General features: G+C 65.6%; 10 protein-coding genes. 6 read left to right on the top strand and 4 right to left on the bottom strand.

The window, feature by feature from the left end; all coding sequences use genetic code 11:
• Nucleotides 1-11 precede the first annotated feature (11 nt).
• A complete protein-coding gene (locus tag QX132_RS27385) occupies nt 12-1,253 on the top strand; it encodes a Zn-dependent hydrolase (protein ID WP_315797068.1) in 1,242 nt (413 codons plus the stop codon).
• A gap of 9 nt (nt 1,254-1,262) precedes the next feature.
• Here the strand turns inward: QX132_RS27385 and QX132_RS27380 are convergent, their stop codons facing one another.
• Entirely contained in the window at nt 1,263-2,072 is an 810-nt protein-coding gene (locus QX132_RS27380; RefSeq protein ID WP_315753449.1) for a tetratricopeptide repeat protein, read from the bottom strand.
• A gap of 193 nt (nt 2,073-2,265) precedes the next feature.
• On the opposite strand from QX132_RS27380, the gene QX132_RS27375 reads away from it, so the two are divergent.
• The 5 genes from QX132_RS27375 to QX132_RS27355 all read left to right on the top strand — a co-directional run bounded on the left by QX132_RS27375 (nt 2,266) and on the right by QX132_RS27355 (nt 10,261).
• The gene (locus tag QX132_RS27375; RefSeq protein ID WP_315797069.1) at nt 2,266-3,648 is read left to right on the top strand and encodes a leucyl aminopeptidase family protein; all 1,383 of its coding nucleotides are present in this window, start codon (nt 2,266-2,268) and stop codon (nt 3,646-3,648) included.
• Nucleotides 3,641-4,480 carry an NlpC/P60 family protein gene (locus QX132_RS27370; RefSeq protein WP_316163327.1) on the top strand — a complete coding sequence of 280 codons (840 nt, stop codon included), beginning with the start codon at nt 3,641-3,643 and terminating at the stop codon, nt 4,478-4,480. The genes QX132_RS27375 and QX132_RS27370 overlap by 8 nt, the downstream gene beginning before the upstream one ends.
• Before the next feature lie 1,174 nt (nt 4,481-5,654).
• Nucleotides 5,655-6,839, top strand: coding sequence for a hypothetical protein (locus QX132_RS27365; protein ID WP_315797071.1), 1,185 nt, complete (start codon nt 5,655-5,657; stop codon nt 6,837-6,839).
• Nucleotides 6,836-9,367, top strand: coding sequence for a hypothetical protein (locus QX132_RS27360; protein WP_316163326.1), 2,532 nt, complete (start codon nt 6,836-6,838; stop codon nt 9,365-9,367). The genes QX132_RS27365 and QX132_RS27360 overlap by 4 nt, the downstream gene beginning before the upstream one ends.
• Nucleotides 9,368-9,454: 87 nt before the next feature.
• Entirely contained in the window at nt 9,455-10,261 is an 807-nt protein-coding gene (locus QX132_RS27355) for a DsbA family protein (protein ID WP_315734642.1), read from the top strand.
• Nucleotides 10,262-10,721: 460 nt separating this feature from the next.
• On the opposite strand, the gene QX132_RS27350 is transcribed toward QX132_RS27355, so the two are convergent.
• The 3 genes from QX132_RS27350 to QX132_RS27340 are packed head-to-tail and all read right to left on the bottom strand — an operon-like array spanning nt 10,722 to nt 14,655.
• Complete coding sequence (locus QX132_RS27350; protein WP_315735685.1) at nt 10,722-12,359, bottom strand: ABC transporter ATP-binding protein; 1,638 nt, start codon at nt 12,357-12,359, stop codon at nt 10,722-10,724.
• 5 nt (nt 12,360-12,364) lie between these two features.
• Complete coding sequence (locus tag QX132_RS27345) at nt 12,365-13,543, bottom strand: ABC transporter permease (RefSeq protein WP_315813412.1); 1,179 nt, start codon at nt 13,541-13,543, stop codon at nt 12,365-12,367.
• Complete coding sequence (locus tag QX132_RS27340; RefSeq protein ID WP_315734646.1) at nt 13,543-14,655, bottom strand: microcin C ABC transporter permease YejB; 1,113 nt, start codon at nt 14,653-14,655, stop codon at nt 13,543-13,545. Before QX132_RS27340 ends, QX132_RS27345 begins: the two co-directional genes overlap by 1 nt.
• Nucleotide 14,656: the final 1 nt, after the last annotated feature.

Raw genomic sequence — 14,656 nt, 5'->3', positions numbered from 1 at the left:
GTCTCCGCCTGATGTCCGACAAGCTCCGCCGCGCCGATGGCGCCCGCGTCCTCGCCGATCTGAACGCGTTGCGCGCCTTCGGCACCTACAAGACCGGCGTGCACCGGCCGACCTTCTCCGACGCCCACCGGCAGTCGCTGGCCTGGCTCGCCGAGCGCCTGCCCGACGCGCAGCTGACGCCTGATATCGACGGCATCGGCAATGTGCTCGGCACCAGCGCCAAGCCGGGACGCAAGCTGCTGGCCGGATCGCATCTGGAGAGCCAGAACCAGGCCGGCTGGCTCGACGGCCCGCTCGGCGTCATCTACGCGCTGGAGGCGGCGCGCGTGCTCAATCCAGACCCGTCCATCAACGGTGCGGTGGAGGTCGCCTCCTGGTGCGACGAGGAGGGCCACTTCGGCAGCATGCTCGGCAGCCGGTCCTATGTCGGCGACGTCAGCGAGGCCGAAATCGATGCTGCCCGCGACCGCAGCAGCCCGCGCACGATGCGCGAGGCGCTTGCCGAGATGGGCCTCGCCGGACGGCCGCGCCTGCAGGCCGAGCGCGGCCGGCATATCGGCTATCTCGAAGCCCATATCGAGCAGGGCGACACGCTCGAGGCGAGCGGGCTCAAGATCGGTGTCGTCACCTCGATCGTCGGCATCTGGCAATACCGCATCACCTTCACCGGCGAGCAGAACCATGCCGGCACGACGCGGATGGCGGTGCGCAAGGATGCCGGGCTCGCGCTCGCCAAGTTCTGTGTGGCGATCGATGCGCGCTTTCCGGCCGCCTGCGGCCCGCGCACGGTGTGGACCACGGGACGCATCACGCTCGATCCGGGCGCACCGAGCATCATCCCCGGCCAGGCCGAGATGCTGTTCCAGATCCGCGACGACAATGCCGCCGTGGTCGACCGGCTCGAAGAGCTGCTGCGTGAGATGGCCACGCAGGCGTCCGAAGCAGGTCCCTGTCAGGTCGGGGTCGAGCGCATCCGCACCGGCGCGCCGGCCATGATGGACGGCACGTTCCAGGATGCGATCGAGGCCGCCAGCCGCGATCTCGCCGGCGGCAAGTCGCTGCGGATGCCGAGCGGCGCCGGGCACGACGCGCAGGTGTTGGCCACCATCATGCCGGCCGGCATGCTGTTCGTGCCGTCGATCGGCGGCATCAGCCATCACTGGACCGAGAATACCGCCGACGCCGACATCGTCACCGGCGCCGACGTGTTCGTCGACACATGCCGCCGCCTGCTCACGGGCGCGACACGATAGGGCACGCCGTCAGTCCGGCTGGTTGAGCGCGGCCATCGGCGCCGCGTTGCGCGCCTTGCCCTTGCCTTGGCTCTGCCCCTGAATCATCTGCTTGAGATAGGCGACGTTGGCGGCGGCCTCGTCCGGCGGCAGATCGGCCCGTGCGATCTGCTCGGCCTCCGCGAAGCGTCCCTGCAGGCCGACGACGAGCGCGAGGTTCTGGCGCACCCGCGCGTCCGCTCGCTGCGAGCCGTAGGCCTGGCGCAGCACCTCCTCGGCCTTCGGGAGCTCCCGCGTCAGCATGTAGGACAGGCCGAGATTGGACAGCACCGAGGGCTCGCCCGGCACGATCTTCAGCGCGCTGTCGTAATAGCGCCGCGCCTCGTCGTGGCGGCCCATCTGGTCCAAGACGGTGCCCTGCACCGACAGCAGCTTCCAATCGGGATTGTCGGGCGAGTGCGCGCGCGACAGCACGTCGAACGCCAGCTTGAAATTGCCGTTGTCGGCGAGTGCACGTCCGTAGGCCGCGAGCACGGTCTTGTTGCCGGCGTTGGCGAGCGTGGCCTGCTCGAGCACGGCGACCGCCTGCTCGCGCTGGCCGTTGTTGCGCAGCGCCTGGCCATAGGCGAGCGCGATGGCCGCATCCTTCGGGTTGGCGCGGTAGCGCTCGCCATAGACCTCGACCGCGCGCTGCGGGGTCGCGGGCGGCGGCGGCTCGGCCCGGCTGCGCAGCGAGCCCGTGACGTCGGACATGGTCTGGCAGCCGCCGAGGCCCGCAGCGACGAGCGCGGCGAGGGCAACGGACGCGAGGAGCCGGGGAATGGGAGGCGCTTGACGCATGTCACTTGGACTCGAACGGGCGAATTGAACGCGCCAGCAATAAACTGTTAACGCTAACAGCCGGTTAATGGCGTGTTCCAGGCGCAGCCGTCACATTTGCGTCGGCTTGCAGGCGATGCGGCCGGCGCGATTGCAGCGGCCTCCAAACTCTGCGAAGTCTGGCTGCCGCGCGCCAGTTAGGGAACCATTAGGCATGCCGTCGATGTTCGAGACCGCCTCCACAACGTCCGCCATCCCGATCACCTTCGTGACGAAGGCGAACTGGCCGGGGATCAAGGAGAGCCTGTCGGTTGAAGCGCGCAACTTCGCCGAGGCCAACGTCTACACCGCCAAGCCCGGCAGCTATCTGGCGCTGCCAGCCGCCGACGGCCGCATCGCGCAGGTCCTGTTCGGCATCGAGGACGACGACGCCGGGCACCGCGATCTGTTCCGGCCCGGCGCCCTGCCCGGCCTGCTGCCTGCGGGCACCTACCGCTTTGCCAATGCTCCCCATGATGCGCGGCTGGCGGCGCTCGCCTTCGCGCTCGGCAGCTACCGCTTCGGCCGCTACCGCAAGACCGAGACGCCGGAGGTTCGCCTCGTTCCGCCGGATGGCGTCGACGCCGCCGAGCTGAACCGACTTGCCGACGCGGCGACATTGGCGCGCGACCTCGTCAACACGCCGTCCAACGACATGGGGCCCGAGGAGCTCGAGGCCGCTGCAAAGCAGCTCGCCGACCGCTTCGGCGCCCGCTTCACCAGCATCGTCGGCGACGACCTGCTGCAAGCGAACCATCCGCTGATCCATGCCGTCGGCCGCGCCTCGACCCGCGCGCCGCGCCTGATCGAGCTCGTCTGGGGCGATCCATCACATCCCAAGGTGACCCTGGTCGGCAAGGGCGTCTGCTTCGACACCGGCGGGCTCGACCTGAAGCCGTCGAGCAGCATGCTCCTGATGAAGAAGGACATGGGCGGCGCCGCCAACGTGCTGGCGCTGGCGCAGATGGTGATGGATGCCAAGCTCAAGCTGCATCTGCGCGTGCTGATTCCAGCGGTCGAGAACGCGGTCGCCGGCAACGCCTTCCGTCCGCTCGACGTGTTTCCCTCGCGCAAGGGCATCACGGTCGAGATCGGCAACACCGATGCCGAGGGCCGGCTGGTCCTGGCTGACGCGCTGGCGCTGGCCGACGAGGACAAGCCCGACCTGCTGATCGACATGGGCACGCTGACCGGCGCGGCGCGCGTCGCGCTCGGTCCCGATTTGCCGCCATTCTACACCCAGGACGAGGCGCTCGCAGCCGATGTCGCGCGCTGCGCTGCCGCCGAGAACGATCCGCTGTGGCGCATGCCGCTGTGGGCGCCCTACGACTCGTGGCTCGACTCCAAGGTCGCGACCATCAACAACGCGCCGTCCGGCGGCTTCGCCGGCTCGATCACCTGCGCGCTGTTCCTGCAGCGCTTCGTCGAGCACGCGAGGAGCTGGCTGCATCTCGACATCTTCGCCTGGACGCCGTCGGCCAAGCCGGGCCGGCCCGAAGGCGGCGAGTGCCAGGCCGCACGCGCGCTCTACAAGCTTCTGAGCGAACGCTATGGCTGATCCGCGCCTCACGCCCGCGCGCGGCGACATCGCGGCCAAGCATCTCGAAGGCCAAGTGACGGCCGCGCGCTTCGTCGAGGGCGAGATGCTGGTGGTCGCCGATTCCATCGCCCCGCTGCGCCAGCAGCCGTTCTCCGGCGCCGAGCTGGCGACGCAGGCGCTGAGGGGCGAGCGCGTCACGATCTATGATCGCAACGGCGAGGGCTGGGCCTGGGGCCAACTCGCCGCCGACGGCTATGTCGGCTGGCTGCCGGAGTCGGCGCTGGCGGCGCCCGCCGCAGCACCGACGCACAAGATCAGCGCGCTGCGCAGCTTCGCGTTCCCCGGTCCGTCGATCAAGCTGCCGCCGGTCGAGACGCTGGTGATGGGCTCGACCATCGCGGTCGCGCGCGAGGACGCGAGCTTCGCCGTGACGGCCGATGGCTGGTTCGTGCCGAAGCCGCACGTGGCGCTGCTCGGTGCCATCGAGCCCGATTATGTCGCGGTCGCCGAACGCTTCGTCGGCACGCCCTATCTGTGGGGCGGCAAGAGCAGCCTCGGCATCGACTGCTCCGGCCTGGTGCAGGTGTCGTTGAATGCTGCGGGTGTGCCGTGCCCGCGCGACAGCGACATGCAGCTCGCCGCGCTGGGGCGCTTGCTCGACGGGGGAGAGCCGCTTCGCCGCGGCGATCTGATGTTCTGGAGGGGCCACGTCGCCATCGTGCGCGATGCTGACACGATCGTCCACGCCAACGCGTTTCATATGGCCACGCAGATCGAGCCGATCGGCGAAGCGATTGCCCGTATCAAGGCGAGCGGGAGCGATGTGCTCGCGATCAAGCGGCTGGATTGACTCGCCTCATCGCGCTGGCGCGTCCTCCCGATGAGGTTTTGAGACGCAGGCTCCCTCCTCCGTCATTGCGAGCGTAAGCGAAGCAATCCAGAGTCCCGCCCACGACTCTGGATTGCTTCGCTGCGCTCGCAATGACGCGGAGAGAGCGGCGCAAGAGTCCGATATACCTATCAAACAGCAACAGGCCGCGCCAAACAGCAGGGCAAGCATCCGCATTCTCGCGGCCTCATGGGCCCGAGCTTTGCGCAATCATCCGCCCTCGAAAACATGAGAGGGCGCAGGGAAGGCCGGGTGCCGACCGCACCCGTGGTTGCGTGCAACAAGCACGCGGTAGTCACCACAGGTACGGGCCGAACATCCGGCCTTCCCTGCGCGATGTTTTGCGACTTACTTCGTGATCTCCCCAGGGACCGGCTTTCTTGCCCCTGTCGGCCGCAGGCCTCATCGGCTCCCGCGACCTTGACGCCAGCATCGGGGCGCCAGGACCACACGACTTCGCCGTCCGCATGACACCGTTCGTCGGTGCGCTAATGCACACTGCAACATCATCGCGGCCATCGCATCCCGCACCCGACGTCCGTGACGACGCGTACGTCCCTCTCGTGGGGCAGGACGGGGCAGAGTATGCACGATTTCCGAAAAAAGGAAATATGAATATTTTTCGCGAGAGGACTGGACAGGCGTAAGCGGACCGCGCCCGTCGGCCAAATCACCCGCAATCGCGTGGGTTCTCGCCGCAGCCCAAGAGATCTGAGATTCTGACTGCCGGCGCTTTGGTAATTCGCCCGATCTCGAGAGTATAGCGACAGATTCGTGCCCGGCAGATGATTGCCGCTTTTGTGAAGGGTTCGGATGCCGGCCGCATGATTGACGGCGCGGCATATTCGGGCGGCCGGCGTCCGAAAGCCTCCAAGGGAGGAAACCGCGCATGGGTGGGCAGGACTGGTGCGGAGGCGCATTCCACCGTGGCCGGTCGATGAGCGGCGGGCACGACGAACAGCTTTGCAGAATGGCGGTTGTGCGGTCATGAGGTGTCGATCCTGATGGCGCTGGTTGGCGCAGTCGGTTGATGGCGCGGCTGCCGTCGCCTCTGTTGATCTAGCGCAAGGCTGGAATTGAGAAGAACGGCCACATTGAAAAGAACGGCCACGTTGATGCGACAGAGGGGCGGATCATGGGGCGCGCAGGACGCTGGCGGGTTCAAGGAGCGGCCATCGTCGCCGCGATGATTCTGCTGGCGTCGCCGGCGCGGGCCGGCTGCAGTCCAGAAGACATCGCGGATGCCTTTATCGGGACGCTGTCCGCCGCGTATGTGTGCAAGTCGGTCTATGAGAATGACGCAAGCCGCTACGCAGCGATTGCACTGACCGCAGCACTCAGCGGCGTCGCCTTGTCAGGGTCGGACACGGGGAAAGGGCAAGCCCTGGTCAATCAATTCTGCGCAGAGGCGCAGGGCAACGCCGACCAAGTCGTCAGCAAGCTGAACACGATCTTTGGCAACGCGATCGCAGAAAATGTTCTCGGCGATCTTTCCAAGGAGCTCGCAGCCGTTGGCGCGGCCGCAGACGTCGTGAAATGCGCCTGCAAGAGCGAGCAGAGCACCGTTGGATTGGGTTCCGAAGTCGGCTCATGTCTTCAGGAGGCGCTGTGCTGGGGGCAGGAAAAGCTTGGCATGCAGTCCTGCGGCGATTGCGAGGTCCTTCCGCCTGTTCAAGCCACATGCGCCGCGATCAACGCGACGTGCGAAAAAGTACATTACATGGAGTGGTGGAGGTACCCGGAATGTCAAGGCATCGGCGGTCCCGGCTCGATCTTCAGCCCTTCCAGCAAAGGCGTCTATCAGGATCAATACGATCGATATGGCGTGGGCATGGTGGAAACCGGCGACGGGACGCTGGTGGTCACGGATCCCGGCGCCTATGCCTGCCACACAGGGAGCAGTTACTGCACCTGTCCGAAACCGATGGTGCCGCACTGGCAACAGGTCCCCAACCCCGGATCCGGCGATAGCAAGTACGTGTTCTCGTGCGATTGCCCGAAGGACACCCATCCCGGCGCGTTGAAGTCGGACGGGCTCTCCGAGTGCCTGTGCGACGACACCAACCAGATGGCGGCTTTCGGCTTTGCGCCCTACGGCATGTGTCCGCCCGCGGCCTGCCCGGCCGGACAGACAAGACTCGGCGGCAACAAGAACAGCCCCTGTGTCACGCCCTGCTCCGACAAGAGCCAGGGAATGGCCTTTGACGGGAGCTGCTGCAATCCCGCGCAGATGACCAATTGTGGAGAATGTTGCCCGCCGGACACCGTGCCCAACGTCAAGACCGGCTCCTGCGAGCCACGGCCCAAGCAGCCGAAATGAGGCGGACCGACATGATCGAGCTTGGCCGACAGACGTCCTTGACAGCCGCCGTCCGTGCGATGCGGCGCCTCGCCTGGCTGCTGATCCTGCCTCTCGCACTCGGGGGGCCCGCGTCGGCGCAAACGCCGCCCGGCGTTTACACCCCCGGCGATGCTGCAGTCACCGGATTCTCCGGGGCTATTCGCCCGTTCGAGATCGAGCCCGGTCAGGATCCCGACGTTCGGACCATCATCGATCCTGGAGGGCCGTCACTGCGCATCGTCGATCTGAGACGCATGGGCGGTCCGCCCCAGGCGCAATTGGTCGGTGCGCCGAAGCCGTTCACCGTCAGCGCGAAGTCGATCGGGCAGGTGTTTGGCGTCGCTCTGGACGACAGTTCCCCCGCCAACATTTACGTCGCGGCGACATCCGCCTATGGTCTCTCGATCGTCGCGCCGGGACCTGAAGGTCGACCGCAACATGTCAGGCTCGGGACTAACGGCGCGACCTTCATGCCGGCACAATGGGGTCCGGGCGGCGGCCCGGGATCGATCTGGAAGATCAATGGCGCCACCGGCGCGGTGACGCTGTTCGCGAATGTCACCACGGGCGACAAGGCCAATTCGGGCGCGGCGCTCGGGGGATTGGCCTATGATCCGGCGACCAAGTCTCTGTTCGTCGCCGACCGTGAGACCGGGCTGATCCATCGCTTCGGCCCGAACGGCGTCGACCTCGGTGTCTATGATCACGGCGTCGCCGGCAACGCAGCCGCGGGACTTCCGACGACGCCGGCGCCGGCCGGGCCAGGCGTCGATATTACGAATCCTCAATTCGACAGCGCGCAGCCCGAGACCTGGGGCTACGCGGCACCGGATCGGCGAGTGTTCGGCCTCGCCATTCGCGACAGCCGGCTCTACTACGCGGTCGCCGAGGGCTTGCGGGTGTGGTCGGTCGGGCTCAACGCGAACGGCTCGTTCGGTGCGGACGCCAGAATCGAAGTCGTCGCGCCGTCCGCCGCCGGTCCCACCGAGATCTCCAGGATTACTTTCGACGATGAGGGACGGATGTTTTTGGCCGAGCGGCCGGCGCCGACCGGGGCGCAGGATTTCGAGGCCTTGTCCGCGCCGTCGATCGGCCGCGTGCTGCGCTATACGCTGATCGGTGTCACTGAGATCAAACAGCCGATCTGGCAGCCCTTGCCGGACGAATATGCGGTGGGATTCCCCGAACGTTTCCGCAATGGCAATGGCGGCGTCGCGATCGGCTACAGCTACGACATGGGCGGTACCATGAATCCGGCCTCCTGCGGCGGCTTCGTCTGGACCACCGGCGAACAATTGCGCCACGCCACCGATCCCAAGCTCGTGGCTCAACTCGGCCAGAACGACGCGCTTGCGATCGACGGACTGCAGGGGAATCCGATCTGGCGCATCCGCCGCGGCGATGAGCCACCGCTGCTCAGTTACTTCATCGACTATGCCGACGCGCCGCCCGATCTATCAGCTCGCGGGCACATGGGAGATATCGCCATCTTGCGCGCGTGTACAAGGGAAGCCGCACAGATACGGCTGGCGCCGCGTCCAGCCGGCGCGCCGCCTCCCGCCGGCATGCCGAAGCCGCCGGGTCTGCAGACCTGCAAGACCCATGTCTGCGGTTCGGACGGATCGGTTTGTCCGCCCAATCAGATCTGGATCATCAAGACCAAGAGCTGCGCGTCGAGCTGCGCCCCGCCCAATGTTCTGGTCAATGGCCAATGCTGCTCGCCCAAAGACCTGCAGCCGCGGGGCATCTGTTCGAACAACAATCCGTCGACTGATATCGCCAAGCCGATGTGCGGCGTCAACCAGACGGCGATCGGCCCGAACAATGAATGCTGCGAGAACAGCCAGATCTATTCCGGCCCGATTGGCCAACAACTTTGCTGCGGGACGACCGTGGTGAACGGCGTGTGCGATCCGTTGAAGCCGAAAATTCCGGACTGGAAATGCCCGAGCTGCTGTGCGCCCGGCTATGTGAAGATCGCCGGCAAGTGCTGTCTCAAGAGCCAGGCGACGTCGAAGGGACAGTGCTGCCCGGCCGGCCAGATTGCGAGCCCCGACGGCACGCTATGCATACCGCTGCACTGGCTGCCGAGACTTTCACAGTGTTGCGCCTCGGGCTTCTTGCCGACTGCGAATGGCAAATGCTGCGCGCCCGCGAATCTGACGACGAGCGGCGAGTGCTGCGCGGCCCCGGTCGACCCAAAGGATCGAAGCCAGTGCTCCAAGAAGATTGAGAAGAAGTCCACCACGGTCGTCCCCGTGATTCCGAAGCTGCCGACGACGTGCCAACCTGGTGAGCGGCGCAATGCCAACGGCGTGTGCGTGGCACGCAAGCCGGGGGTGACGCGGGACCGGCGGGCGCCGGATGTCGGTCGCCCGATCGTCTGCCCCCCCGGTTGGATTCCGGGGCCGCTTGGCGCGCGCTGCCGGCCGGCCGGCCGATTTGCGCCGCGCATGCCGGGGTTCAGACCGGTCCCCCCGCCCGGCATGATGATGCCGCGACGATGAAGGAAGCAGCGATGCACGAGGACACGAATTCGCAAATCATTACTGCACGCCAACTGCGGAAGTCGGCAGCCATATGGAGGATGACCGATGACCAATTTGATCCGTAGCGTTGCCACGGCGGCTGCCGTCTTCACGCTGTCTTTGCTTTGCGTGCAGCCCGGCCGAGCGGAGAGTTCGCGCAGCGACATCGAGGCGATCGTCAAAGACTATATAGCGACCCATCCCGAAGAAATCGAGCAGGTCGTGAAGGACTACCTCGCCAAGCACCCCGAGGCCGTGCAACAGGCCATCTCCGACCTGATCAAGAAGCGGCAAGCCGCGACGCCGGCGGCAGCGCCCGGTTCCGACAAGACTGCACTGGTGAAGCAAAATGCGCCGGCCTTGTTCGCGTCAGCGCACCAGGTCACGCTCGGCAACCCGCTGGGTGATGTCACCCTGGTCGAGTTCTTCGATTACAGCTGCGGCTACTGCAAGCGTGCGCTCGGCGATATACTCGAATTGTTGAAGAGCGACCCCAAGCTCAAGATCGTGCTCAAGGAATTTCCGATCCTCGGCCCCGGTTCGCTGGAGGCGGCGCGCGTCGCGGTAGCGGTACGCATGCAAGACCCGACGGGCGCGAAATACCTCGACTTTCATCAGCGGCTTCTCCAAAGCAGCGGACCCGCCGACAAGGCGCGCGCGTTGGCCATCGCGCAGACGATCGGTCTCGACGTTGCTCAGCTTGAAAAGGACATGGACAGCGTGGAGGTGCGCCAAAGCCTCGATGAGAGCGGCAATCTTGCGCAGAAATTGGGATTGAACGGGACGCCGAGCTATGTCATCGGCGGCAATGTCATCGTCGGCGCGGTCGGACTTGCCACGCTGAAGGCCAGAATTCAGCAGGCTCGCCAGTAGTACGCTCCGATAGCGAAGATATGCATCGACGCCCGAGGTCTCGATTTGTGCAGCGCGCAATTCCGCTGCTGTGAAGGGTTTCGGATGCCGGCAGCATGATTGACGGCGCGGCATATTCGGGCGGCCGGCGTCCGAAAGCCTCCAAAGGAGGAAACCGCGCATGGTGGGCAGGACTGATGCGGCAGGAGCCTCGGATAGAGCCGGTGCACGGTCCCTCCGCTCTTGAGCAGGACGTGCCAGTAGGGGCTGAGGTTGCCTGCCGGCGACGGACCCATATCGACCCAGGCGCGATTCCAATCGAGATCAGCCCATTGTTCTTCGGTGACGCGATAGCCGTCACGCAGCCAATCCTTATGCGTGGTTCCAGAAATCCATTCTGGACGTCCTGGAGCATCAGTCACGGCACGCTCTCCGGATTCGCGCCATCAGTTGCAGCAGAGTGGCTGCCGACAAGCGACATCTAGCTCGTCGCCGTCCCATTCCCCGCCGTCTCGTTCCTGAACGCCGCCGCGAACAGCGCGAGGGTGTAGTCGGTCTTCGGCGCCTTGAACAGCTCGACCGCCGGCCCCTCCTCCACGACCTTGCCGTTGCGCATCACGATCAGATGGGAGGCGAGGGCGGCGACCACGCGCAGATCGTGCGAGATGAACATGTAGGTCAGCTCGCGCTTGCGCTGCAGATCGCGCAGGAGATCGACCATCTGCGACTGGAACAGCATGTCGAGCGCCGAGGTCGGCTCGTCCAGCACGACGAAGCTCGGCTCGAGCACGACCGCGCGGGCCACCGAGATGCGCTGGCGCTGGCCGCCGGAGAATTCGTGCGGATAGCGGAAGCGCGTCTCCGGATCGAGCCCGACCTCCTTGAGCGCCTTGACGACCTTGGCCTCGCGCTCCTCATCCGTCAGTTTCGGCTGATGCACGCTCAGTCCCTCGGCGATGATGTCGCCGACCGACATGCGCGGGCTCAAGGCGCCGAACGGATCCTGAAACACGATCTGCATGTCGCGGCGGAACGGGCGGACCTCCTTGAAGGACAGCCCCTGCAGCTCCTTCCCGAGGAAGACGATGAGGCCGTCGGAGGAAATCAGCCGCAGCAGCGCCAGCCCGAGCGTGGTCTTGCCCGAGCCGGATTCGCCGACGACGCCGAGCGTCTCGCCCTTGCGCACGGCAAGGCTGACGCCGTCCACGGCCTTGATGTGACCGACGGTCGAGCGAAAAAAGCCGCGCTTGATCGGAAACCAGACCTTGAGATCCTTGGCCTGCATGACCACCGGCGAATCGGGTCGCGGCGGCGCCGGATCCGGCTTCGGCTCGGCGGCGAGCAGCGCCTTGGTGTAGGGATGAGCCGGCGCGGTGAACACCTGCTCGACCGGGCCCTGCTCGACGATCTTGCCGCCGTTCATGACGCAGACCCGATCGGCGATGCGGCGGACGATGCCGAGATCGTGGGTGATGAACAGAAGGCTCATGCCGAGGCGTGCCCGGATATCGGCGAGCAGCGCCAGGATCTGCGCCTGCACGGTGACGTCGAGCGCGGTGGTCGGCTCGTCGGCGATCAGCAGGGCCGGCTCGTTGGCGAGCGCCATCGCGATCATCACGCGCTGGCGCTGGCCGCCGGAGAGCTGATGCGGATAGCTGCCGAGCCGCGTCTCCGGCTCGGGAATGCCGACCTGGGTCAAGAGCTCGAGCGTGCGCGTCCGCGCCGCACTGTTCGAGATCGGCCGATGCAGTTGCAGGATCTCGCCGATCTGCCGCTCGATCGTGTGCAGCGGATTGAGCGAGGTCATCGGCTCCTGGAAGATGATGGAGATGTCGCTGCCGCGGATCTCGCGCATCTCGCGTTCGGACAACGGCAGGAGATCGCGGCCCTTGAAATGGATGCTGCCCGACGGATGTGAGGCGACCGGATAGGGCAGCAGCTTCAGCACCGACAGCGCGCTGACTGACTTGCCCGAGCCGGACTCGCCGACCAGGGCGACGCACTCGCCGCGCTTGATCTCGAACGAGACATGGTCGACGGCGGTCGACAGGCGGCCCTGCTGATGAAAGGCCACCGAGAGATCGCTGACCGAGAGCAGCGGCTGGCTGATCGCATCCATGTCGGTCACCTGAACGTCTTGCGCGGGTCGAACGCGTCGCGCACGGCCTCGCCGATGAAGATCAGCAGCGACAGCATGATCGCGACGGAGAAGAAGCCGGTGAGACCGAGCCACGGCGCCTGCACGTTGGACTTGGCCTGCGACAGCATCTCGCCCAGCGACGGCGATCCCGGCGGCAGGCCGAAGCCGAGGAAGTCGAGCGCGGTCAAGGTCATCACCGAGCTCGACACGATGAAGGGCAGGAACGTCATGGTCGCGACCATCGCGTTCGGCAGGAGATGGCGGACCATGATGACGGCATTGGAGACGCCGAGCGCGCGCGCCGCCTGGATGTACTCGAAATTGCGGCCGCGCAGGAATTCAGCCCGCACCAGGCCGACCAGCGAGACCCATGAGAACAGCAGCATGATCCCGAGCAGCGTGAAGAAGCCGGGCACCAGCACCGCGGACAGGATCAGGAGCAGATAGAGATAGGGAATGGCGTTCCAGATCTCGATGAAGCGCTGGAACAGAAGATCGACCCAGCCGCCGAAATAGCCCTGCACGCCGCCGGCGGCGATGCCGATGATCGAGGAGAAGAACGTCAGCGACAGGCCGAACAACACCGAGATGCGGAAGCCGTAGATCAGCCGTGCGACGACGTCGCGGCCCTGGTCGTCGGTGCCGAGCCAGTTGTATTCGAGATCCCGGCAGCTCTTCAGCCCTTTCTTCTCGACCACGGGTTTGCACTGTGCCTCCGTCAGCATCCAGGTCGGCGGCGATGGCGCCGGCGTCGGCAGATCGAGATTGTGCGTGGCGTAGGAGTAGCGGACCAGCGGCCAGACCACCGTGCCGCCCTTGTCCGCAATCAGCTTCTGCAAATACGGATCACGATAGTCCGCGGCGGTCTCGAAGTCGCCGCCGAATGCCGTTTCCGGATAGGTGACGAACGCCGGGAAATAAAGGTGGCCGTCGAACTTGATCAGGAACGGCCGGTCGTTGGCGATCAGCTCGGCGAACATCGAGACGATGAACAGAAACAGAAACAGCCACAGCGACCAGTAGCCGCGGCCGTTGGCCTTGAAGTTCTGCCAGCGGCGCTGATTCAGCGGCGACGGCCGGAAACGATGCCGCGTCGGCGGCACAGCCTCGCCGAGCGGAGCCTGCGCCGTGGTCTCGACCGGAGGGGGGGCCGTGATCGTCATCAAACCTCCCGCGCCTCGAAGTCGATCCGCGGATCGATCCACATGTAGGTCAGATCCGAGACCAGGTTGATCGCGAGGCCGAGCAGCGAAAAGATGAAGAGATTGCCGAACACGACAGGATAATCACGATTGAGAATGCTCTCGAACGAGAGCAGGCCGAGCCCATCCAGCGAGAAGATCGTCTCGATCAGCAGCGAGCCGGAAAAGAACGCGTGGATGAAGGTGCCGGGAAAGCCGGCGATCACGATCAGCATGGCGTTACGGAAGACGTGGCCGTACAGCACCTGGTTCTCGCTGCAGCCCTTGGCGCGCGCGGTCATGACATATTGCTTGCGGATCTCGTCGAGGAAGGAGTTCTTGGTCAGCAGCGTCATGGTCGCGAAGGCGCCGAGCGCCATCGACACCAGCGGCAAAGTGAGATGCCAGAAATAATCGATGATCTTCCAGTACCACGGGAAGTCCGACCAGCCATCCGAGGTCAGCCCGCGCAGCGGGAAGATGTTCAGGAACGAACCGCCAGCGAACAGGATGATCAGCAGGATCGCGAACAGGAAGCCCGGAATGGCGTAGCCGACGATGATCACGGCGGAGGTCCAGACGTCGAAGCGCGAGCCGTCCTGCACCGCCTTGCGAATTCCCAGGGGAATCGAGATCAAATAGGTCAGCAGGGTCATCCAGAGGCCGAGCGACATCGATACCGGCAGCTTCTCCTTGATGAGCTGCAGCACTGACGTGTCGCGGAAATAGCTCTTGCCGAAATCGAAGCGCGCGAAGTTCCAGACCATCAGCGCGAACCGTTCCGGCGCCGGCTTGTCGAAGCCGAACTGCTTTTCGAGCTGCTTGATGAAGGCGGGATCGAGCCCCTGCGCGCCGCGATATTTCGAGTTCAGCTCGCCGCCGGATCCGACCTGTCCCGGCGGACGCGCGCCGAAATCCGAACCGCTGCCGCCTGAAATGCGCGAGGTGCCGCCGGTGTCGGCGCCGGTCAATTGCGCGATGACGCGCTCCACCGGACCGCCCGGCGCGAACTGCACCACGACGAAGGAGATGAAGAGGATCCCGAGCAGCGTCGGGAGCATCAGCAAGATGCGACGGGCAATATAGGCGGCCATG

The organism is Bradyrhizobium sp. SZCCHNRI20481 (genome assembly GCF_032485055.1).
GTDB lineage: Bacteria > Pseudomonadota > Alphaproteobacteria > Rhizobiales > Xanthobacteraceae > Bradyrhizobium.
Note: the sequence above shows the minus strand (reverse complement) of the source record. Positions and strands in the feature narration are given on the sequence as shown.